Source organism: Bradyrhizobium sp. BR14999 (assembly GCF_056106085.1).
This window is the reverse complement of sequence record NZ_CM148536.1, coordinates 4,466,384-4,487,562: the sequence shown is the minus strand read 5'-3', so window position 1 is coordinate 4,487,562 and position 21,179 is coordinate 4,466,384. Positions and strand designations below refer to the sequence as shown.

General features: G+C 64.1%; 26 protein-coding genes and 1 pseudogene. 3 read left to right on the top strand and 24 right to left on the bottom strand.

Annotation, left to right across the window (positions count from 1 at the left end):
• Positions 1–42 precede the first annotated feature (42 nt).
• The 4 genes from ACR9YP_RS20725 to ACR9YP_RS20710 all read right to left on the bottom strand — a co-directional run bounded on the left by ACR9YP_RS20725 (position 43) and on the right by ACR9YP_RS20710 (position 4,995).
• Positions 43–837: an ATP12 family chaperone protein gene (locus tag ACR9YP_RS20725; RefSeq protein ID WP_474216945.1), complete on the bottom strand. Its 795-nt coding sequence runs from the start codon at positions 835–837 to the stop codon at positions 43–45.
• Positions 838–977: 140 nt separating this feature from the next.
• Positions 978–2,204 carry an RluA family pseudouridine synthase gene (locus ACR9YP_RS20720; RefSeq protein ID WP_474216944.1) on the bottom strand — a complete coding sequence of 409 codons (1,227 nt, stop codon included), beginning with the start codon at positions 2,202–2,204 and terminating at the stop codon, positions 978–980.
• A gap of 56 nt (positions 2,205–2,260) precedes the next feature.
• Entirely contained in the window at positions 2,261–3,592 is a 1,332-nt protein-coding gene (locus ACR9YP_RS20715) for a replication-associated recombination protein A (RefSeq protein WP_474216943.1), read from the bottom strand.
• Positions 3,589–4,995, bottom strand: coding sequence for a DegQ family serine endoprotease (locus tag ACR9YP_RS20710; RefSeq protein ID WP_474216942.1), 1,407 nt, complete (start codon positions 4,993–4,995; stop codon positions 3,589–3,591). The genes ACR9YP_RS20715 and ACR9YP_RS20710 overlap by 4 nt, the downstream gene beginning before the upstream one ends.
• Positions 4,996–5,307: 312 nt before the next feature.
• Here ACR9YP_RS20710 and ACR9YP_RS20705 point away from each other — a divergent pair, with 312 nt between their 5' ends.
• Complete coding sequence (locus ACR9YP_RS20705) at positions 5,308–6,921, top strand: OprO/OprP family phosphate-selective porin (RefSeq protein ID WP_474216941.1); 1,614 nt, start codon at positions 5,308–5,310, stop codon at positions 6,919–6,921.
• Positions 6,922–7,131: 210 nt separating this feature from the next.
• On the opposite strand, the gene ACR9YP_RS20700 is transcribed toward ACR9YP_RS20705, so the two are convergent.
• Positions 7,132–7,509, bottom strand: coding sequence for a winged helix-turn-helix transcriptional regulator (locus tag ACR9YP_RS20700; protein WP_438107533.1), 378 nt, complete (start codon positions 7,507–7,509; stop codon positions 7,132–7,134).
• A gap of 122 nt (positions 7,510–7,631) precedes the next feature.
• Here ACR9YP_RS20700 and ACR9YP_RS20695 point away from each other — a divergent pair, with 122 nt between their 5' ends.
• Positions 7,632–8,645: a zinc-binding alcohol dehydrogenase family protein gene (locus ACR9YP_RS20695; protein WP_474216940.1), complete on the top strand. Its 1,014-nt coding sequence runs from the start codon at positions 7,632–7,634 to the stop codon at positions 8,643–8,645.
• A 135-nt stretch (positions 8,646–8,780) separates the two neighbouring features.
• On the opposite strand, the gene ACR9YP_RS20690 is transcribed toward ACR9YP_RS20695, so the two are convergent.
• A complete protein-coding gene (locus ACR9YP_RS20690; protein WP_438107529.1) occupies positions 8,781–9,077 on the bottom strand; it encodes a DUF1330 domain-containing protein in 297 nt (98 codons plus the stop codon).
• A gap of 8 nt (positions 9,078–9,085) precedes the next feature.
• Positions 9,086–9,875, bottom strand: a pseudogene (locus ACR9YP_RS20685) (SDR family NAD(P)-dependent oxidoreductase).
• 196 nt (positions 9,876–10,071) lie between these two features.
• Between ACR9YP_RS20685 and ACR9YP_RS20680 the strand changes: the two are divergent.
• Positions 10,072–11,049 carry a Bug family tripartite tricarboxylate transporter substrate binding protein gene (locus ACR9YP_RS20680; protein ID WP_474216939.1) on the top strand — a complete coding sequence of 326 codons (978 nt, stop codon included), beginning with the start codon at positions 10,072–10,074 and terminating at the stop codon, positions 11,047–11,049.
• Between the two features lie 81 nt (positions 11,050–11,130).
• Here ACR9YP_RS20680 and rplQ read toward each other — a convergent pair whose 3' ends face one another.
• From rplQ to rpsQ, 17 genes are all read right to left on the bottom strand, one after another.
• Entirely contained in the window at positions 11,131–11,547 is a 417-nt protein-coding gene (gene rplQ, locus ACR9YP_RS20675; protein WP_080137232.1) for a 50S ribosomal protein L17, read from the bottom strand.
• A 120-nt stretch (positions 11,548–11,667) separates the two neighbouring features.
• A complete protein-coding gene (locus ACR9YP_RS20670) occupies positions 11,668–12,699 on the bottom strand; it encodes a DNA-directed RNA polymerase subunit alpha (protein WP_474216938.1) in 1,032 nt (343 codons plus the stop codon).
• A 112-nt stretch (positions 12,700–12,811) separates the two neighbouring features.
• The gene (gene rpsK, locus ACR9YP_RS20665) at positions 12,812–13,201 is read right to left on the bottom strand and encodes a 30S ribosomal protein S11 (protein WP_007603045.1); all 390 of its coding nucleotides are present in this window, start codon (positions 13,199–13,201) and stop codon (positions 12,812–12,814) included.
• 123 nt (positions 13,202–13,324) lie between these two features.
• The gene (gene rpsM / locus ACR9YP_RS20660; RefSeq protein WP_027574068.1) at positions 13,325–13,693 is read right to left on the bottom strand and encodes a 30S ribosomal protein S13; all 369 of its coding nucleotides are present in this window, start codon (positions 13,691–13,693) and stop codon (positions 13,325–13,327) included.
• 185 nt (positions 13,694–13,878) lie between these two features.
• Positions 13,879–14,736, bottom strand: a complete 858-nt coding sequence (locus ACR9YP_RS20655) for an adenylate kinase (RefSeq protein ID WP_474216937.1) — start codon at positions 14,734–14,736, stop codon at positions 13,879–13,881.
• A gap of 273 nt (positions 14,737–15,009) precedes the next feature.
• Positions 15,010–16,341 carry a preprotein translocase subunit SecY gene (gene secY, locus ACR9YP_RS20650; RefSeq protein WP_091894740.1) on the bottom strand — a complete coding sequence of 444 codons (1,332 nt, stop codon included), beginning with the start codon at positions 16,339–16,341 and terminating at the stop codon, positions 15,010–15,012.
• Positions 16,342–16,489: 148 nt separating this feature from the next.
• The gene (gene rplO / locus ACR9YP_RS20645; protein WP_008549236.1) at positions 16,490–16,975 is read right to left on the bottom strand and encodes a 50S ribosomal protein L15; all 486 of its coding nucleotides are present in this window, start codon (positions 16,973–16,975) and stop codon (positions 16,490–16,492) included.
• Positions 16,976–17,051: 76 nt separating this feature from the next.
• Positions 17,052–17,246 carry a 50S ribosomal protein L30 gene (gene rpmD, locus ACR9YP_RS20640; protein WP_011088137.1) on the bottom strand — a complete coding sequence of 65 codons (195 nt, stop codon included), beginning with the start codon at positions 17,244–17,246 and terminating at the stop codon, positions 17,052–17,054.
• Between the two features lie 25 nt (positions 17,247–17,271).
• Complete coding sequence (gene rpsE, locus ACR9YP_RS20635) at positions 17,272–17,868, bottom strand: 30S ribosomal protein S5 (protein ID WP_014494507.1); 597 nt, start codon at positions 17,866–17,868, stop codon at positions 17,272–17,274.
• A gap of 47 nt (positions 17,869–17,915) precedes the next feature.
• Positions 17,916–18,278 carry a 50S ribosomal protein L18 gene (gene rplR / locus ACR9YP_RS20630; RefSeq protein WP_080137236.1) on the bottom strand — a complete coding sequence of 121 codons (363 nt, stop codon included), beginning with the start codon at positions 18,276–18,278 and terminating at the stop codon, positions 17,916–17,918.
• Positions 18,279–18,289: 11 nt separating this feature from the next.
• A complete protein-coding gene (rplF, locus tag ACR9YP_RS20625; protein WP_091894742.1) occupies positions 18,290–18,823 on the bottom strand; it encodes a 50S ribosomal protein L6 in 534 nt (177 codons plus the stop codon).
• Positions 18,824–18,839: 16 nt separating this feature from the next.
• Positions 18,840–19,238: a 30S ribosomal protein S8 gene (gene rpsH, locus ACR9YP_RS20620; protein ID WP_474216935.1), complete on the bottom strand. Its 399-nt coding sequence runs from the start codon at positions 19,236–19,238 to the stop codon at positions 18,840–18,842.
• Positions 19,239–19,252: 14 nt separating this feature from the next.
• On the bottom strand, positions 19,253–19,558 hold the full coding sequence (gene rpsN, locus ACR9YP_RS20615; RefSeq protein WP_091894744.1) for a 30S ribosomal protein S14: 306 nt from the start codon (positions 19,556–19,558) through the stop codon (positions 19,253–19,255).
• Positions 19,559–19,604: 46 nt separating this feature from the next.
• Positions 19,605–20,162, bottom strand: coding sequence for a 50S ribosomal protein L5 (gene rplE / locus ACR9YP_RS20610; RefSeq protein WP_018647250.1), 558 nt, complete (start codon positions 20,160–20,162; stop codon positions 19,605–19,607).
• Positions 20,155–20,469 carry a 50S ribosomal protein L24 gene (rplX, locus tag ACR9YP_RS20605; RefSeq protein WP_024342453.1) on the bottom strand — a complete coding sequence of 105 codons (315 nt, stop codon included), beginning with the start codon at positions 20,467–20,469 and terminating at the stop codon, positions 20,155–20,157. The genes rplE and rplX overlap by 8 nt, the downstream gene beginning before the upstream one ends.
• Positions 20,469–20,837, bottom strand: a complete 369-nt coding sequence (gene rplN, locus ACR9YP_RS20600; protein WP_008549246.1) for a 50S ribosomal protein L14 — start codon at positions 20,835–20,837, stop codon at positions 20,469–20,471. Before rplN ends, rplX begins: the two co-directional genes overlap by 1 nt.
• A gap of 84 nt (positions 20,838–20,921) precedes the next feature.
• On the bottom strand, positions 20,922–21,170 hold the full coding sequence (gene rpsQ, locus ACR9YP_RS20595; RefSeq protein ID WP_008549247.1) for a 30S ribosomal protein S17: 249 nt from the start codon (positions 21,168–21,170) through the stop codon (positions 20,922–20,924).
• Between the last annotated feature and the right edge of the window lie 9 nt (positions 21,171–21,179).

Here is a 21,179-nt window from a genome sequence, read left to right as displayed (position 1 = left end):
GGAATGCTAGCGTCACCCTAAGGCGCCGTCGTAAACCTCTCGTTAAGGACCTTTGGCCGCTTGCCGCTTTACCGCCGCCAAAACCGTCGCGGCGGCCTCGAAATCCCGCAGGCGCGTGGCCCGGCGAGCGGCCGCTTCCTCGTCCACGCCCCATTGGTCGATGTTCCAGTCCTCATCGACATGGGCGGCGGCCCAGACCTGGCCAGCGTCGCGCACGCCATGGGCCAGCGCTAGGGCCAGCAGCGCCGAGCCGGTCAAGGTTGTCACCATATGGAGCGCGGCGACCGACCAGGCATCTCCAGGGAGGGCGGCGCGCGCGGCCCTGACCGCCTCGTCCGGCTGCTTCACATGCATGATGCCCTCGGACAGGATGAAATGCGCGCCCAGCGTCTCCGCGGCCCAGAACAGCACGGGGTCCCAATGCGCGGCCTCGCGGGCGACCAGCCTTTCGGGGTGGCCGGCGCGATAGAACAACAGGTCGGTCTCGAAGTATTTTGCGAGATCGTCGCTGACGAGATCAACCCGGTCGATCACACCCTCGACCACGCTGTTGGCGATCCGCGCCAGCGGCATGGTCACGGGATCGATCGTCTCGCCCTGCGCCGCCCATTCGACAGCCACCGCATCGGCGAGGTCGCGCGAGGGAATCACCACCTGGCGGCCGGAGGGCGTGCGGATCGGCTTGCCGTCGAGGGTGATGGCGAAGCCGCCCTCGGCCTCGACTGCGCCGGCCTCCTTGTAGAAGCGCTTGCGCGGGGGCGTGCGCGCGGAGGCGCGCGCCGATTCCCGCGGATCCGACGGGGGTTGCCCCGCAGCTTCTTCGAACAATTCGCGCATGTTGAGTCTTCGGTCCCGGTCGCTGAATGCCAAGCTTTCAAGATAAGCGCGGCGGCCGATAAAGCGAGCGGCAGGCATAAGGGAACTTGCGGGCATTGCGGCCCTGTTCGCCGGGCTTTGGCTGGCCGCGGCGCCGAGCCCTACTCCTCCGGCGCGTTCTCGATCGGATCAAACCGGCTTGCGTCGAGCCCGAGCAGATTCCACGATTGCTGCATATGCGGCGGCAGCGGCGCGGTGGCGTCGATCACGCCGCCGCGCGGATGCGGAATGACGATCCGGCGTGCCAGGAGATGCAGCCGGTTTTGCAGGCCGCCCGGCAGCTCCCAGTTCTCGATGTTGAAATATTTGGGATCGCCGATGATGGGATGGCCGATATGGGCCATGTGGGCACGGAGTTGATGGGTGCGGCCCGTCACGGGCTTCAGCGACACCCAGGTCAGCTTGTTGCCGGCGGTCTCGACCACCGCATAATACGTCACCGCGTGGCTGGCGCCCTCGTCGCCATGCTGGGCGATGCGCATGATGGTGTCGTCCTCGCCCTCCTCCTTCGCGAGGAAGGTCGAGATGCGGCCCTGCTTCGGCTTCGGCAGGCCCGGCACCAGCGCCCAATAGACCTTTCGTGCCGAGCGCGAGCGGAACGCGCCGGTCAAATGCGAGGCGGCAAAGCGTGTCTTGGCGATCAAGAGACAGCCCGACGTCTCCCGGTCGATACGGTGCACGAGGCGCGGCTTCTGGCCCTTGGAATCGCGCATCACCTCCAGCATCTGGTCGATGTGGCGCGTCATGCCCGAGCCGCCCTGCACGGCAAGGCCGGCCGGCTTGTTGAGGACGAGCACGTCGTCGTCCTCCCAGATCGTCATCTCCTTCAGCGCCTTGAGCGTCTTCTGCGCGGCTTCCGACAGCGGGCCGGCCGTCTTCGGCGTGTCGAGCTTGAGCGGCGGAATGCGGACGCTTTGCCCCGCCTCCAGGCGGTCCTTGCTGTCGACGCGCTTGCCGTCGACGCGCAGCTCGCCTTTGCGCACGACGCGCTGGATGTGGGAGAATGAGAGGCCGGGAAAGCGCGCTTCGAGGAAGCGGTCGACGCGCATGTTGTTCTCGTCGGCCGTCACGGTAACGGTCTGCACCTTGGTCGGCAGCAATGCCTCAACGGGCTTTTCCCGCGCAGGCTTTTCCATTGCGGCCTTGGGCGCACGCCGCTCGGCGCGCTCGCCCGCGAAGCGCGGCGGCTTGCTACCTGTCTTGCTACCTGGCTTGCCGCCCGGCCGCGACCCCGCCTTCTGCGCGCTGCGCGCCTTGAATGGGCGCACGTCATCGCGCTCGTCGCGCGAACGGGGCTTCGGGTTCATTCTCTTGATGCGGCGGCTCATGGCTGCCTGCCTAGCCCAAAAGTGCCGTTTCGTCACGACGAAATGGCGATTTGGTCTCAGCCACCCCGCTCCTTGCGCAGCTTGGCCCAGTAATCCAGCCGCTTCCTGATCTCGCGCTCGAAACCGCGCTCGGGCGGGTCGTAAAAGGTCTGGCGGCCGAGGGCTTCCGGGAAATAGTCTTGGCCTGAAAAGGCATCCGGCGCGTCGTGGTCGTATTCGTAGCCGGAGCCGTAGCCTTCCGACTTCATCAGCTTGGTCGGGGAATTGAGGATGTGCTTGGGCGGCAGCAGCGAGCCGGCCTGCTTGGCCACCTGCATCGCCGTGCCGAAGGCGGTGTAGACCGCGTTCGATTTCGGCGCGGTGGCGAGATAGACCACGGCCTGCGCGATGGCGAGCTCGCCCTCTGGGTGACCCAGAAAGTCGAAAGCATCCTTGGCGGCGTTGGCGATGACCAGCGCCTGCGGATCGGCAAGACCGATATCCTCGACCGCCATGCGCACGACGCGGCGGGCCAGGAACAACGGATCCTCGCCGGCATCGAGCATGCGCGCGAGGTAATACAGCGCGGCATCGGGATCGGAGCCGCGCACCGACTTATGCAGCGCCGAGATCAGGTTGTAATGGCCGTCGGCCGACTTGTCGTAGATCGGGGCACGGCGTTGCAGAATCTCCTGCAACTCCGCGGCGTTGAAGATCTCGTCCTTGCGCGCCGCGCGCCAGACTTCCTCGGCGAGCGTCAGCGAGGCGCGGCCATCGCCATCGGCCATGCGCACCAGCACCGCGCGCGCCTCGGCATCGAGCGGCAGCTTGCGGCCCTCGACCTCCTCGGCATGCGCGAACAGCTTTTCGATCGCGGCCGCGTCGAGCGAGCGAAACACCAGCACCCGCGCGCGCGACAGAAGCGCCGCGTTGAGCTCGAACGATGGGTTCTCGGTGGTGGCGCCGACCATGACCACCGTGCCGTCTTCCATCACGGGCAGAAACGAATCCTGCTGGGCGCGATTGAAGCGATGCACCTCATCGACGAACAGCAGCGTGCCCTTGCCCATCTCGCGGCGGGCCCGCGCGGCATCGAACGCCTTCTTCAAATCGGCGACGCCGGAGAACACCGCGGAAATCTGCTCGAAATGCAGATCAGTCGCATCCGCCAACAGCCGCGCCACCGTGGTCTTGCCGGTGCCGGGCGGCCCCCAGAAGATGAGTGAGCCGAGCGTGCGCGTTTCCAGCATGCGCGTCAGCGCACCGTCGGGACCGAGGATGTGGTCCTGGCCTACGACCTCCGACAATGCGCGCGGACGCAGCCGATCCGGCAGCGGATGCGGAGCGTCATGATCGAGCCCCGCCGCGGCGAAGAGGGTTGGCGTCTCCTGTGGTCGCTTCGGACTCATCCGCCCAGCGTGACGTTGATCTGCTGGCCGCCGCGCACCAGCGTGATGCGCCAGATCCGCGGCCGTTCACCCGCGGCCTTCTCGAGGTCGCCGGTCTTGCTGATCTTCTGATTGTTGACGGCCAGGATGATGTCGCCTTTTTGGAAACCGACACTTGCGGCCGCGGTATCGCCGCCGATATCGGTGATCACGACGCCGTCGGTGTCGGCATCCAGATGCAACTCGTCGGCGACCGCCGGCGTGATGGTCGAGACCTTCGCGCCTTGGAACGGCGAGCGCGCGGTGACGACGAGCTCGTTGCGGCCGGTATCGGGCGCGGTCTCCAGTGCCACCGTCAGCTTGACCGGCTTGCTGCCGCGCTGCACGTCGATCTGCGCGGTGCCGCCGAGCGGACGGGTCGCGAAGCGGTAGTCGAAGGCGTTGGGATCATCCACGGTCTGGCCGTCGATCCCGGTGATGAGGTCGGAGGATTTCAGGCCGGCCTTCGCCGCGGGGCCGTTCGGCACCACGCTTGCGACCAGCGCACCGGTCGGCGAGCGCAGGCCGAGGCTTTCGGCGATCTCGGGCGTCACTCCCTGCAACCTGGCCCCTAGCCACGGCCGCTTCACCGCCTTGCCGCCGCTCTTGGCGGAAGCGACCACGACGCGCACCATGTTGGCAGGGATCGCAAAGCCGATGCCTTGCGAGCCGCCGGAGCGCGAATAGATCGCGGTGTTGATGCCGGCGAGCCTGCCGCTCATGTCGACCAGGGCGCCGCCGGAATTGCCGGGGTTGATCGCCGCATCGGTCTGGATGAAGAACTGATAGTCGGTGATGCCGACCTGCGTCCGCGCGAGCGCCGAGATGATGCCGTGGGTCACGGTCTGGCCGACGCCGAAGGGATTGCCGATCGCGAGCACGACGTCACCGACCAGCAATTCGTCGGAATTGGTGAAGTCGAGGGTCGGGAATTTCTCCTTGGTGTCCTTCAGGCGAAGCACGGCGAGATCGGTGCGGGAATCCTTCAGCAGGATCTCGGCCTCGAACTCGCGCTTGTCCGACAATGACACTTTCACCTGGTCCGCGCCCTCGATGACATGGACGTTGGTGACGACGAGGCCGGAGGCATCGACGATGACGCCGGAGCCGAGCGAACGCTGCATCTGCTCCGGCTGCTGGCCCGGCACGCCGAAGAAGCGACGGAAGATCGGGTCGTCGAGCAGTGGATTGCGGTTCTGCACCACCTTGGCGGCATAGACATTGACGACGGCCGGCTGCACCCGCTGCACAATCGGTGCATAGGACAGCCGCAACTCGGCCGGCGACGACGGGACCCGGCGGTCCTGCGCAGCAGTCGGATTGAAGTGGGCTGAAAAGGCTATGCACAAGGCCGTGGCGACGGCGGTCCAGGTCGATCGAAACATTCCTACCTCTTGGAAAAGACGCCGGAATATAGGCGCGTTCGCCCGCCAATAGAAGGGCGCCAGGCGGCAATATCCAGCCCCTTTCCGGTGTGTCCGAGATGCAAGCACAGCGTGCGAATCGGCAATTTGCCAGAGCGGTGGATTGGCATGATGCTCGTCATCCAGCATTGTGGTGTCGAGCGGATTCGGTTGCGGCGAATTGGCATCAGTGGGAACCGCGCAACCGGGCGCAGCGTCGCGGGGCAGTCATCGATCACACCTAGGCTCTCCCGTTGCGACTTGGGGAAGTTCGTCAAACGATGGAGGCATGACGTGAGCAGGACAAGAATTGCAGCCACGGCGATTGGACTCGCCGGTGCGCTGGCGGCCTCGCAGGCCCAGGCCCAAACGGCAAGCAGCAGCGAGCAGGAGATCGCGCTGCTGAAGCAGCAATTGAAGATGCTGGAGCAGAAGCTCGACAAGCTCCAGAGCCAGACCGCGGCGAATACGGCGGCCACAGCGAAAGCCAGAGCCGAAGCGAAAGCTGAGGCCAAGGCCGAGGCGCGCTCTGAGGCAAAGGCCGCGGTTGCCAACGCCAATGCGGCGATCCCGGTCAAGGGACCGACGCCGGCCACCGGCGTCGTCGTGACGATGCCGAACAACCGGCCAACCATCTGCACCGCTGACCAGGCGAACTGCGTCGCCATCACCAGCCGTCTGCATTGGGATGTCGGCGGCTACGACTATCGTCCCGACACCGCGGCGACCGTGCCGCAGAAGCTCGACAGCGGCCAGAACGTTCGCCGCGCGCGCATCGGCGTCACCGGCAAGTTCTTCAACGACTGGAACTTCGCGCTGGTCTACGACTTCGGCGGCTCATCCGACGGATTTGGCGGCACGGCGCCGGGATCCCTTCCGGGCGGAGGCGTCTCCGGCGTCGAGAATGCCTATCTCAGCTATACCGGCTTAAAACCGTTCGGCGGACGGATGGCAATCGAGGCCGGCATCATGGACCTGCCCTACACCATGGACGAGGCCACGAGCTCCAACGACATCATGTTCATGGAGCGCGCCTCGCCCGGCGTGATCGCAACCAACATCGCCGCCGGTGACTTCCGCTCCGCAGCCGGTGCCCGCTGGTTCAACGACCAGCTCTGGATCGGCGGCTATGTCACGGGACCGTCGACCGGAGCGATCCACTCCGCCTCGAGTGCGGCGCCCGCCGGCACCAGCGAGCAATATGGCGCCGTGGCGCGCGTGGCAGGCAATCCGATCAGCGGCAAGGACTATTCGGTGCATATCGGCGCCGACGCGCAATGGCTGATCCAGCCGCCGCGCAACCTGATCGCCAACACGCAGACAGTCACGCTCAGCGATCGCCCGGAATTGCGTCTCGACCCGACCACGCTGATCTCCACCGGCGCCATCGCCAATGCCTCGGGCGCGCAGGTCTACAGCGTCGAGGCGGCGGCGACCTACGGCCCGTTCATCGTCCAGGGCGAGTACTTCTGGTACAATGTCGATCGCACGGCCAACACCGGCGTGCCGCTGGTTGGTGCACCGAGCCTTAAATTCCAGGGCGGCTACGCCCAGGCGGGCTACGTGGTGACGGGCGAAGGCCGGACCTACAATGCGGCGAACGCCGCCTATAGCGGCGTCAAGCCGGCGCATCCGTTCTCGCTCGACGGTGGCGGCTGGGGCGCATGGGAGATCGCGGGACGCTTCTCGACGATCGATCTCAACAATCAGTTGGGAGCAGCGACCGGCATCGCCGGCGGCCGGCAGACCGTCTATACGCTCGCGCTGAACTGGTACGTCAACGGCAACGTCCGCTTCATGCTCGACTATCTGCACGGAACGGTATCGCGGCAGGCCTCGCCGATCTCGACCGCCGATGTCGGCTCGAAGTTCGACGCCGTCGCGATGCGCACGCAGTTCGCGTTCTAGGCTCTACACCTCTCCCATTGGGAGAGGTCGCGCCCAACGGGTCGCGCCAAAGGCGCGCCCGATGACAGGCTCCGGCGCGGGTGAGGCGTTACGCTCGATCGAGAATGCGCGTTCCTCACCCGAATTGCACTGGACGATGCTTGCGCATCGCCAGATGCAATTCGACCTCTCCCCGCTGAGGAGAGGTGAAGAACGACAGCGGCTTTCAATCTACGCCGCCCGTTTCGGCTTCCTCACGACCACCGGCGCGGGCGCGCAGGACAGCCGCTGTTGGTGGCTTTCGCCCCAGGCCTTCAGGATATCGATCACGGGCTTGAGGCTCTCGCCGAGCTCGGAGAGGCAATACTCAACGCGCGGCGGCACCTCGGCATAGACCTTGCGGATGACGAGCTTGTCCTCCTCCAGCGCGCGAAGTTGTTTGGTCAGCATGCGCTGGGTGATGCCCGGCATCCGGCGGCGCAATTCGCCGAAGCGCTGGGTGCCGCTCTGGAGGTGGTAGAGGATCACGCCCTTCCATTTGCCGTCGATCAGGTCCAGCGTCGCCTCGACCGAGCAGCCCGGGCGCCGGGCAAAATTGCGCCGTTTCATGCGTGTTTTTCCAATAGTATCCAAACAGGGACTATATCCCCGAATTTACAGTACTTGCCAAATCGGGGCCAGAGCGACAGTTAGGATGGCGGGCGAACAAAGCCATCTGATGGAGACAAGCCATGAAGGCCGTCGGCTACAAGAAATCGCTTCCGATCGAGGACGCGGATTCACTGATCGATTTCGAGACCGCAAAACCCGAGCCCGGAGGGCGCGACATCCGCGTCGCCGTGAAAGCGATCTCGGCCAATCCGGTCGATTACAAGGTGCGCAAGCGCGCCGCCCCGCCCGAGGGCGAGATGAAGATCCTCGGCTATGACGCGGCCGGCGTGGTCGATGCCGTCGGCCCCGAGGTCACGCTGTTCAAGCCGGGCGATGAGGTGTTTTACGCAGGCTCGATCCTGCGCCAGGGCACCAACTCGGAATACCACCTGGTCGACGAGCGCATCGTCGGCAACAAGCCGAAGCGCCTGTCGTTCGCGCAAGCGGCCGCCCTTCCCCTCACCTCCATCACCGCCTGGGAGCTGCTGTTCGACCGGCTGGGCGCGGTCCCCGGCAAGAGCGTCGATCCGCGCACGCTGCTGATCATCGGCGGCGCCGGCGGCGTCGGCTCGATCCTGATCCAGCTCGCGCGTCGTCTCACCGGGCTGACGGTGCTCGCGACCGCGACGCGGCCGGAATCGAAAAAATGGTGCCTTGATCTCGGCGCGCATGCGGTGATCGACCACGGTAAGCCGATGAAAGAGCAGATCGAGAAATTGAAGCTGCCGCCGGTCGCGCTGGTCGCGAGCCTCACCTTCACCGACCAGCACTACAAGGCGATCGCGGAGTTCATGGCACCGCAGGGCAAGTTCGGCCTGATCGACGATCCGCCGGAATTCGCCATGAGCACATTCAAGGGCAAGGCGATCTCGGTGCACTGGGAATCGATGTTCACGCGCTCCTCGTTCCAGACGCCCGACATGATCGCGCAGCATCATCTGCTCAATGACGTCGCCGACCTCATCGACAAGGGCGTGTTGCGCACCACGCTCGACCAGACCTTTGGCACGATCAACGCGGCCAACCTCAAGCGCGCGCATGCATTGCTCGAGAGCGGCAAGTCGCGCGGCAAGATCGTGCTGGAGGGGTGGTAGCAGCTACAATGTCGGTGCGTAGGGTGGGTTAGCCCTGCGACTGCGCGAAGCGCGGTTCGCAGGGCGTAACCCACCCCACCTTTTCTATCTCTGCGGAAACACACAGCGGTGGGTTACGCCTTCGGCTAACCCACCCTACGTTTCCCTCGCCCCCTCCACGAACATCAACCGCCGCTCCAGCGCCGTCTGCCGCAGCTTCAGTGCTTCGGCATATTCCGGCGAGGCGTACCATTCCTTCAGCCTCGCCATCGAGGCGAATTCGACGATGACGATGGCCTTCGGCGGAAGATTGCCTTCGGCGAGCTCCGTCTTGCCGCCGCGGACGAGATAACGCCCGCCGTATTGCGCGATCGTTTTCGCGGCGAGCGTACGATAGGCTTCAAATCCATCGGGATCGCGCATCTCGACTTCGGAAATCACATAGGCTGTCATGCACTGCCTCACGCGATGGTATTGATGATACCACCTTCCGCGCGCAGCGCCGCACCGTTGGTGGCGGAGGCTTCCTTCGAGGCGACGTACACCACCATGTTCGCGATCTCGTCCACGCTCGCAAAACGCTGGATCAGCGAGCTCGGGCGATGCTGCTTGACGAAATTGGCCGCGGCCTCATCCACCGACTGTCCGTTTTGTTTCGCGAGATCCTTCACGAAGGTCTCGACGCCTTCGGACATGGTCGGGCCCGGCAGCACGGAATTGACGGTGACGCCGGTGCCGCGGGTGAGCTGCGCAAGCCCCCGCGCGACCGAGAGCTGGGCCGTCTTGGTCATGCCGTAGTGGATCATCTCGACGGGAATGTTCAGTCCGGACTCCGAGGAGATGAAGACGATGCGGCCCCAGTTGCGCTTGAGCATGCCCTTCATGTAGGCCCGCGACAGCCGCACGCCGCTCATCACATTGACCTCGAAGAACCGGCTCCAGTCCTCGTCGGGAATCTCGAAAAACTCCTTCGGCTCGAAGATGCCGGCGTTGTTGATGAGGATGTCGACCTCCGGCAACGTCGCCACCAGCGCCTTGCAGCCTTCCGCCGTCGAGACGTCGGCGGCGATGCCGCGGACCTTTGGCGCCGGTCCCTTCCAGCTTACGGACGGCCGCATCGACCTTGTCCCGGCCGCGACCGTTGATCACGACGCTCGCGCCCGAAGCGGCGAGGCCCTTGGCGATGGCGTGGCCGATGCCGGCGGTCGAGCCGGTCACCAATGCAGTTTTTCCCGAAAGGTCGATGTTCATGTAGTATCTCCATCAGAACGATGACGGGGATATCGGACGTGGCGGATTGGGCCGCAATTGGCGCTCACCAATCAGTGACGATCACGAGCTGTTCCGGCAGCGACATGGCGCCTCGTATGCTCCTGTCGCGGCTGGAACGATTATTGCTAAGCCTGACCGAGCTCTTTTGCTCATGTGAACACGGAAGGACCTTGCGATGAAAAGAACGGCCCTCACTGTTGCGCTCGGGTTGCTGGGTCTGATCAGCGGCAATTCGCTCGCACCGGCCCAAGCGGTCTATCCGGAAAAACCGTTGCAATTGATCGTGCCCTTCCCGCCCGGCGGCGCCTCCGACGTGGTCGCGCGCATCATCGGCGGCGAACTGGAGACGCGTCTCGGCAAGCCCGTGATCATCATGAACCGCCCCGGCGGCGGCACCACAATCGCGGCCAAGGAAGTCGCGCGCTCGGCGCCTGACGGATACACCCTGTTCTTCAGTTCGAATTCGAGCTTCACGCTGCCGGCGGCCGTCAAGGAAAGCGTACCTTACGACGCGGCCAAGGATTTCGAGCCGCTCGGCCAGGTCGGCAAGATCACGCTGGCGCTGGTCACCTACAAGGACAACCCGATCAAGGACGTGGCTGCGCTCGTCACGGAGGCGAAGGCCAATCCCGACAAGCTGTCGCTGGCGTCGTTCGGCGTGGCGACCGTCTCGCATTTCGCCGGTGAGCTGTTCAAATCGGCCGCCGGAATCAAGATGGTCCACCTGCCCTACAAGGGCAGCGCGCCGGCGATGAACGACCTTATTGGCAAGCACATCCAGTACCACGTCGACACAGTGATCGCCGTGAAGCCGCAGATCGAGGCCGGCACCGTCAAGGTGCTCGCTGTGTTCTCAGGCAAGCGGACGCCCTTCCTGCCTGACGTGCCGACACTCGCCGAACTCGGCTATGGCAACATCGACTTCGCCTCCTGGGGCGCCGTGGTCGCCCCCAAAGGCCTGCCGCCGGCCGTTCGTGACAAGCTGACGTCGGCTCTGGAGGAGACGATCAACAGCCCATCCGTGGCCGAACGCTTCGCCGCGGTCGGCTTTGAGCCCGGTTTCAAGCGATACAGTGACTGGACGAGCGCCATCGGCAAGGAGACCGCCGAAATGAAGGAGATCGCGCAAAAGGCGGGGATCAAGGAGGAATAGTCCTTCCGACGCGCCCCTATTCCTCGAAACAAAAACGGCGCCCAGAAGGGCGCCGTTTTCAATCCGTATCTGCCGGGTGACTTACGCCGCCTCGGCTTCCTTCTCCTGCACCGGACCGGAATCCTGGCCCTTGGCATCGACGTCGCGGTCGACGAACTCGATCACGGCCATCGCGGCATTGTCGCCGTAGCGGAAGCCGGCCTTGATGATGCGGGTGTAGCCGCCCTGGCGGTCCTTGTAGCGGGTCGCGAGCGTGTCGAAGAGCTTCTTGACCATGTCGACGTCGCGCAGCTCCGCGATCGCCTGGCGGCGCAGCGACAGGCCGCCCTTCTTGCCGAGGGTGACGAGCTTCTCGACGATCGGACGAAGCTCCTTGGCCTTGGGCAGCGTGGTGACGATCTGCTCGTGCTTGATCAGTGCGGCCGCCATGTTGGCGAACATCGCCTTGCGGTGCTCGGCGGTGCGGTTGAGCTTCCGATGAACCTTGCCGTGACGCATGTGTGTAGTCCTTACTTTAAAACTGCCGCGACGGTTCGTCGGACATGTTGCTCAGGTGGGCTGCCTGCGTTCGCCCATGAAAATAACGGCCGGAGAGCCCGGCCGTCACGGTGAAGTCGATCAGTAGTGATCTTCGAAGCGCTTAGCGAGCTCGTCGATGTTCTCCGGCGGCCAGCCCGGCACTTCCATGCCGAGGTGCAGACCCATCTGGGCCAGCACTTCCTTGATCTCGTTCAGCGACTTGCGGCCGAAGTTCGGGGTGCGGAGCATTTCGGCTTCCGACTTCTGCACGAGATCGCCGATGTAGACGATGTTGTCGTTCTTCAGGCAGTTGGCCGAACGCACCGACAGCTCGAGCTCGTCCACCTTCTTGAGGAAGGCCGGGTTGAAGGCGAGGTCCGGGATGATCTCCTGGGCGACTTCCTTGCGCGGCTCTTCGAAATTGACGAACACGTTGAGCTGATCCTGGAGGATGCGCGCGGCGTAGGCCACCGAGTCATCCGGCGAGATCGCGCCATTGGTCTCGATCGTCATGGTCAGCTTGTCGTAGTCGAGGATCTGGCCCTCGCGGGTGTTCTCGACCTTGTAGGAGACCTTGCGGACCGGCGAGTAGAGGCTGTCGACCGGGATCAGACCGATCGGCGCATCCTCGGGACGGTTGCGCTCGGCGGGCACGTAGCCCTTGCCGGTCGAGACCGTGAACTCCATGCGGATCTCCGCGCCCTCGTCGAGGGTGCAGATCTGCAGGTCCGGGTTGAGCACGGTGACGTCGCCGACGGTCTGGATGTCGCCAGCGGTGACGACGCCCGGGCCCTGCTTCTTCACGACCATGCGCTTGGGGCCTTCGCCCTGCATCTTGATCGAGATGTCCTTGATGTTGAGCACGATGTCGGTGACGTCCTCACGGACGCCCGCGATCGAGGAGAACTCGTGCAGCACGCCGTCGATGTGCACCGACTGCACTGCCGCGCCCTGAAGCGAGGAGAGCAGGATGCGGCGCAGGGCGTTGCCGAGGGTCTGGCCGAAGCCGCGCTCGAGCGGCTCGGCGACGATGGTCGCGAAACGCGAGGGATCGCTGCCGGGGGACACATGGAGCTTGTTCGGCCGAATCAGTTCTTGCCAATTTTTCTGGATCGTCACTGTTTCACCCATACAGGCCAGTCAATTTGACAGTTCAAATACTGGCGTTGGAGAAAGGCCGCAGAGCATTCCCGCGGCTTCTTAGAAAAGTCATTGCGGGCGCCAATGCGCCCGCAACCTCGTATCAAACGCGCCGACGCTTGCGGGGACGGCAACCGTTATGCGGGATCGTGGTCACGTCGCGGATCGAGGTGACGGTGAAGCCCGCGGCCTGGAGCGCGCGGAGCGCCGACTCACGGCCCGAACCGGGACCGGCGACCTCGACTTCCAGCGTGCGCATGCCGTGCTCCTGCGCCTTCTTCGAGACGTCTTCCGCGGCAACCTGCGCGGCGTACGGGGTCGACTTGCGCGAGCCCTTGAAGCCCATCGTGCCGGCGGAGGACCAGGCAATCGTGTTGCCCTGCGCGTCGGTGATGGTGATGGTCGTGTTGTTGAACGACGAGTTCACGTGCGCGACGCCGGAGGCGATGTTCTTGCGCTCACGACGACGAACGCGGGTGGCTTCCTTGCCCATTGAGTACCTTTCCTGGAGATCTCAAACGCCGCCGTAATGCCAGCGGCTACACCTGTGGAACGAAAGGCGCGCGGCGAATGGGTCATCCCCTGTTCGCCGCACGCCGCGACTGAGTTCGAAAACTTACTTCTTCTTGCCGGCGATGGCCTTGGCCGGGCCCTTGCGCGTGCGCGCGTTGGTGTGGGTGCGCTGACCGCGCACCGGCAGACCGCGACGATGACGCAGGCCGCGATAGCAGCCGAGGTCCATCAGACGCTTGATGTTGATACCGACCTCACGACGCAGATCGCCCTCGACGAGATAGTCGCGGTCGATCACTTCGCGGATCTGGAGCACTTCGGCGTCGCTAAGCTGATTGACGCGACGATCCTCGGGGATCTTCACCTTCTCCATGATGTCACCGGCGATCTTCGGGCCGATGCCATGGATGTACTGGAGCGCGATCAGCACGCGCTTGTTGGTGGGAATGTTCACGCCGGCAATACGGGCCACGGCCTTCTCTCCTGTCGCCGATCCTCGTCAGGATCGGGCTTTAAGTGCTTGCTTTCTCGGGCAGGTGTTCACAAACGCGAACACGACGCCCACCCCCGGTCTTCCTGGGGCCCGGCATCGTCTGAAACTATCCGACTTGGATGCGGGGCTTATTAAGGGATTCCAGGGGCTTTCGTCAACCGCTGCTAGCGTTTGGCTCGCTTTTTCGTGACCTTTTTTGCGGCCTTTTTGGCACCCTTTTTGACAGCCTTCTTGGCGGTCTTTTTGGCTGCCTTCTTTGCCGTCTTCTTGGTCGCCTTCCCTGTGCCCTTCACGGCTTTCTTGGCGGCCTTTTTAGCGGATTTGGCAGCCTCTTTGGTCGTTTTTGCCGGTTTTACGGCCGCCTTCTTCCCCGCCTTGGCCTTCTTGGCCGGGGCCGTCTTGGCCGCACTTCTGGCATGGGTCTTGGGCTCGACCGCCCCAAGCGCCAGGAGCAGGCGGTGGATGGCACGGGTGACCTCGTCGATGGCCATCATGCCGTCGATGGTCGAGAGCTTCCGCCGCTCGGAATAGTAGTGAATCAGCGGTTCCGTCTGGCTACGGTAGCTGGCGAGGCGCTTGGTCAGGACCTCCGGGGTGTCGTCGACCCGGACCTCCTCCCCGCGCGCGCGCATCTGGGCGACGCGGGTCTCGACGCGATTCAGCAGCGCGCTTTCATTGACACGCAGCTCGATCACCGCATCAAGCTTGAGATGCTTGTGCTTGAGCAGCTCGTCCAGCGCCTCAGCCTGCGGCACGGTGCGCGGGAAACCATCGAGGATGAAACCGTTCTTGGCGTCCGGCTGATCGATTCGGTCGGAGATGATTCCGACCACGATCTCGTCGGGCACGAGGCCGCCGCCGGCCATGATCTCCTTGGCCTTCAGCCCGACCGGCGTTCCGGCCGCAACGGCCGCGCGCAACATCTCGCCGGTCGAGAGCTGGACGATGCCATAGCGCTGCACCAAGAGCTGCGCCTGGGTCCCCTTGCCCGACCCCGGCGGTCCCAGAAGTATAATTCTCATCGGCGTACGCCCCCCGGATTGGTGAGCGATACGTCGCGCACCTGTGTTTGAAGATCAAGAACAGTGCAAACCATAATCGGCGATGCACCGCCACCCATATCATAGGGGAGCGGATGGGCTGACGCCAAGAAGGGCTTTGAAATCTGTGATTGCGCTGCAGTGAGAGCAGCTCTGCCGATGCGGCCGATGGCTGGCTGGTGCCGTGCAGGCGCCGCGCGTTGCTCGCACGGCGAATCGGCGGCGCAATCGCGCCGCCTTCAGGGGACGCCGCGCTTAGCGGCGGCGTCCGCGCAGTTTCGACTTGCGGATCAGGCCTTCGTACTGATGCGCCAGCAGATAGCCCTGCACCTGCGCCACTGTGTCCATGGTGACGCTGACGACGATCAGCAGCGAGGTGCCGCCGAAGTAGAACGGCACCGAGGCGTAGGAGATCAGGATCTCCGGGATCAAGCAGACGATCGCCAGATAAATCGCACCTAACACGGTGATGCGCGACAGCACGTAGTCGATGTATTCGGCGGTGCGCTCGCCGGGGCGAATGCCCGGAATGAAGCCGCCATGCTTCTTCAGATTGTCCGCGGTCTCGGTCGGGTTGAATACGATCGCGGTGTAGAAGAAGGCGAAGAACACGATCAGCGCCAGATACATGATCAGGAACAGCGGACGGCCGTGGCCGAGCTGGGTGGTGATCCACTGGAACCATTCCGGCCCGCTGCCCGCGTTGAAGTTCGCAACGGTGGTCGGCAGCAGCAGCAGTGAGGATGCAAAGATCGGCGGGATCACGCCCGAGGTGTTGAGCTTGAGCGGCAGATGCGAGGACTGGCCCTCGAACATCTTGTTGCCGACCTGGCGCTTCGGATACTGGATCAGCAGGCGGCGCTGCGCGCGCTCCATGAACACGATGAAGGCGATCACGGCGACTGCCATGATGATCACGACCAGGATCAGACCGGTCGACATCGCGCCCTGACGGCCGAGCTCGAGCATGTTGGCGAGCGCGGCGGGCAGCTCGGCGACGATGCCGGCCAGAATGATCAGCGAGATGCCGTTGCCGATGCCGCGCGAGGTGATCTGCTCGCCCAGCCACATCAGGAACATGGTGCCGCCGGTCAGCGTGATCGCCGTCGACAGGCGGAAGAACATGCCGGGATCACTAACGACGTTGCCGGCGCCCTCGAGGCCCACCGCGATCCCGTAGGACTGGAACGCGGCCAGGATAACGGTGAGATAACGCGTATACTGGTTCAGCGTCTTGCGGCCGGCCTCGCCTTCCTTCTTCAGCGCCTCGAGTTGCGGCGAGACGGTGGTCAGGAGCTGGATGATGATCGAGGCCGAGATGTACGGCATGATGTTCAACGCGAAGATCGCCATGCGGTGGATGCCGCCGCCGGCGAACATGTTGAACATGCCGAGGATGCCGCCCGCCTGGGACCGGAACACCTGTTCCCAGATGTTGGGATCGATGCCGGGCAGCGGGATGTAGGTGCCCAGCCGATAAACGAGCAGCGCACCCAGGGTGAACCAGATGCGCTTCTTCAGTTCGTCGGCCTTGGCAAACGCACCGAAATTGAGATTGGCTGCCAGTTGTTCCGCTGCAGAGACCATCTTGGACTTTCTCCCGCCGCCTGTTGCGCCGTCATGCCCGCGGCCGGGCTACTTTAGCGGACGCCGGACATTATCTGGGGCTCGGCTTCGATAAGTCCATCGTCCCGCATGCGTAAAGGCCCGCGAGGGCGGGCCAATGACGCAGTTGTTACGCCGCCTCGCCTTCTTCCTTGGCCGGGGCGAGGATCTTCACCGAACCGCCGGCCTTCTCGACCGCCGCGATCGCGGTCTTGGAGGCGCCGTGCACTTCAATGTTGAGCTTGGACTTGAGCTCGCCGCGCCCGAGCAGGCGCAGGCCGGCCTTGGCGCGGCGCAGCACGCCACCCTTCACCAGGGCCTCGACGTTCACGACGCTGCCGGCGTCGATCTTCTTGGCATCGACCGCTTCCTGGAGCCGGTCGAGATTGATCTCGGCGAACTCGACGCGGAAGATGTTGTTGAAGCCGCGCTTGGGCAGACGGCGATGCATCGGCATCTGGCCGCCTTCGAAACCCTTGATGCGCACGCCCGAACGCGCGGTCTGGCCCTTGCCGCCGCGGCCGGACTGCTTGCCCTTGCCCGAACCGATGCCGCGGCCGACGCGCATACGCTTCTTGCGCGAGCCGGCGTTGTCGGCGATATCGCTGAGCTTCATCGCCCTTCTCCTTGTGTCTTGCGCACGATCTTCACCGAAAACCGGGTGCCCGCTTTTCGGGATCCTGCGCCGCTTCTTACTTCTCGTCGACGATGCGGACGAGATGGTGAACCTTCTCGATCATGCCGCGGACCGCCGGGGTATCCGGCAGTTCGCTGGTGCGGCCGATCTTGTTGAGCTTGAGCCCGATCAGCGTCGAGCGCTGCGAGTGATGGCGGCGGATCGCGCTGCCAGTCTGCTCGAGCTTGATCGTCTTTGCGGCCTTGGCCATGGGAGTCTACTCCGAAAAGCTTCCGTTAGTCGGCAGCCGCCTCGGCGTCGCCGCCGATACGACGGGACTGGAGGGTGGACACCTTGATGTTGCGGCGGGCAGCGACCGAGCGCGGCGAATCCTGATGCTTCAGCGCGTCGAAGGTCGCGCGAACCATGTTGTACGGGTTCGACGAGCCGATCGACTTCGCCACCACGTCCTGGACGCCGAGCGTCTCGAACACGGCGCGCATCGGGCCGCCGGCGATGATGCCGGTACCGGCCGGGGCGGCACGCAGGTAGACACGGCCCGCGCCATGACGGCCGGCGATGTCGTGATGGAGCGTGCGGCCCTCGCGCAGCGACACGCGGGTCAGGTTGCGCTTGGCGGATTCGGTCGCCTTGCGGATCGCCTCAGGCACTTCGCGTGCCTTGCCGTGACCGAAGCCGGCGCGGCCCTTCTGATCGCCGATCACGACCAGCGCAGCGAATCCGAAGCGCTTGCCGCCCTTGACGACCTTGGCCACGCGGTTGATGTGGACGAGCTTGTCGACGAACTCGCTGTCGCGCTCTTCGCGCTCCCTGCGTTCACGTCCGCCGCCGCGTTGATCGCGTCCACCACGTTGTTCGCGTTCAGCTGCCATGGTTTTTCCAATCCTTCAGAGGCTCACGCCTCAATCCTCAAATTCTGTTAGAAGCTCAGCCCGCTCTCACGCGCCGCGTCGGCAAGAGCCTTGACGCGCCCGTGATAGAGATAGCCGCCGCGATCGAACACGACTTCCTTGACGCCCTTCTCCACCGCGCGCTCGGCGAGCAGCTTGCCGACTGCCTTCGCCGCATCGATGTCGGCGCCGGTCTTGCCGCCGTCGCGCATCGACTTCTCGAGCGAGGAGGCAGAGGCCAGCGTCTCGCCCTTGAGGTCGTCGATGACCTGGGCGTAGATGTGCTTGGACGAGCGGAACACCGACAGGCGCGGACGGCCGCCACCGGAGCGGCGCAGCTTCAGCCGCACACTCCGCTTGCGCCGGGCATTCGTAACCTTGGCTTTCGACATGACCGGCTCCGTTACTTCTTCTTGCCTTCCTTGCGGAAGATGAATTCGCCAACATACTTCACGCCCTTGCCCTTATAGGGCTCCGGCGGGCGATAGGCGCGGATCTCGGCCGCAACCTGGCCGACGCGCTGGATGTCGCTGCCCGACACGGTGATTTCGGTGGGCTTCGGCACGGCGATCGTGATGCCTTCCGGAATCGGATAGATCACGTCATGGCTGTAGCCGAGCGCCAGCTGGAGGTTCTTGCCCTGCATCGCAGCGCGGTAACCGACGCCGGTGATCTCGAGCTTCTTCTCGAAGCCCTTGGTGACACCTTCGACCAGATTAGCGACCTGGGCGCGAGCGGTGCCGTACAGGGCCCGCGCGCGGTTGGTCTCTGCCCGCGGCTTGACCTTGATCTGGCCGCTCTCGAGCTTCACCTCGACGTCATCATGGACGACGAACTGAAGCTGGCCCTTCGGCCCCTTCATCTTGACGGTCTGCCCATCAACGGTCGCGGTAACACCCGACGGAACCGCCACAGGCCTTTTGCCAACACGTGACATGGATGAAAAATCCTTCTCAGAACACCGTGAAGAGGACTTCACCGCCCACATTCGCGTCGCGCGCGCTGTGGTCGGCCATGATCCCCTTCGGCGTCGACAACACCGAAATGCCGAGCCCGTTGTTGACCCGCGGCAGAGCCTTCACCGAGGCGTAGACGCGACGCCCGGGCTTGGAAACACGTTCGATCTCGCGGATGACGGGCTCGCCGTCGAAATACTTCAGCTCGATCTCGATCTCGCTGCGGCCCGAGGGATGCTCGAGCGTGGCGTAACCGCGGATGTAGCCCTCGGACTTCAGGACCTCGAGCACGTTCTCGCGCATCTTCGAGCCGGGCGAGGAGACCTTGGTCTTGGAGCGCATCTGCGCGTTGCGGATGCGGGTGATCAGATCGCTGATTGGATCGTGCGTAGACATCTAAACGACCCTCCTTACCAGCTCGACTTCACGAGGCCCGGGACCATGCCCCTGGAGCCAAGGTCGCGCAGCGCGATACGGGACAGCTTGTTCTTGCGATAGTTCGAGCGCGGGCGGCCCGACAGCTCGCAACGCATACGGATGCGGGTCGCCGACGAGTTGCGCGGCATTTCCGCCAGCTTCAACGTCGCAGCGAAGCGCTCTTCCATCGGCAGCTTCTTATCGGCGATGATCGCCTTCAACCGCTCGCGCTTGGCGGCGGCGTTCTTCACCATCCGCTTGCGCCGGTTGTTCTTCTCGACTGAACTCTTCTTTGCCATGCTTGGCTCCTGGGTATCCGCGTTTGAGAGGCTTTAGGTCAGCGTCTCACTGCCGGAACGGGAAATTGAAAGCGGTCAACAAGGCCCTCGCCTCTTCGTCGGTCTTGGCCGTGGTGCAGACGGTGATGTCCATACCGCGGGCTTCCGTGACCTTGTCGAAGTCGATCTCGGGGAAAATGATGTGCTCCTTGATGCCGAGCGAGTAGTTGCCGCGGCCGTCGAAGCTCTTCGGGTTCAGGCCGCGGAAGTCGCGGACGCGCGGCAGCGCGACCGTCACCAGGCGATCGATGAACTCGTACATGCGCGCCTTACGCAGCGTGACCTTGCAGCCGATCGGCTGGTTCTCACGCAGCTTGAAGGTCGCGATCGCGATGCGCGAATAGGTCACGATCGCCTTCTGGCCGGCGATCTGGGTCAATTCGGCAGCGGCGGTCTCGGCCTTCTTGCGGTCGTTGACGGAATCGCCAACGCCCATGTTCAGGACGACCTTGTCCAGACGCGGAACCTGCATGACGTTCTCGTAACCGAACTTCTCGGTCAGAGCCGTGCGGATCTTCGCATCATATTCCGCGCGCAGGCGCGGCGTGTAAGCGGCCTCAGCCATCGATCTCAGCTCCCGAGCTCTTGGCGATGCGGACCTTCTTGCCGTCCGCCAGAATCTTGAATCCGATGCGGGTCGGCTTTCCGTCCTTGCCGACATACGCGATGTTGGACAGTTGGATCGGCGCCTCTTTCGAGATGATGCCGCCCTCCTGGGCCTGCGTCTGCTTCTGGTGACGCTTGACCATGTTGATGCCGCGCACGAGCGCCGTGCCGGCGTCGGGGCGCACCTCGAACACCTCGCCGGTGCGGCCCTTGTCGCGACCGGTCAGCACGACGACCTTGTCGCCCTTGCGGATCTTCGCAGCCATCACAGCACCTCCGGCGCGAGCGAAATGATCTTCATGTGGTTCTTGGCGCGCAGTTCGCGCGGCACGGGCCCGAAGATACGGGTGCCGACCGGCTCGGCCTGGTTGTTGATCAGGACGGCGGCGTTGCGGTCGAAGCGGATGACCGAACCGTCGGCGCGGCGGATGTCCTTGCGGACGCGCACCACGACGGCCTTCATCACGTCGCCCTTCTTCACCTTGCCACGCGGGATAGCTTCCTTGATCGAGACGACGATGATGTCGCCGATCGTCGCGTAGCGGCGCTTGGAGCCTCCCAGCACCTTGATACACATGACACGGCGTGCGCCAGAATTGTCGGCCACGTCGAGGTTGGTCTGCATCTGAATCATTGATGCACCTCGTCCTCTTTCTCTTTGCGCCAGCCCAGCCGGCGCTCAACATTTCCCTGAAATCAGTCGGCTAAAGCCAACAGATCAGGCGCTTTTCTTGTGCTCGCCCCGGATCACGACCCAGCGCTTCAACTTCGAAATCGGCTTCGATTCCTCGATCCACACCACGTCGCCCGGCTTGAACTGGTTGCTCTCGTCGTGCGCGTGATAATTCTTCGAACGGCGGATCGTCTTCTTGTAGATCGGGTGCGTGAAACGGCGATCGACGCGCACCACGATGGTCTTGGCTTGCTTGTCGCTGACGACCACGCCCTGCAAAGTACGTTTCGGCATCTTCGTAAG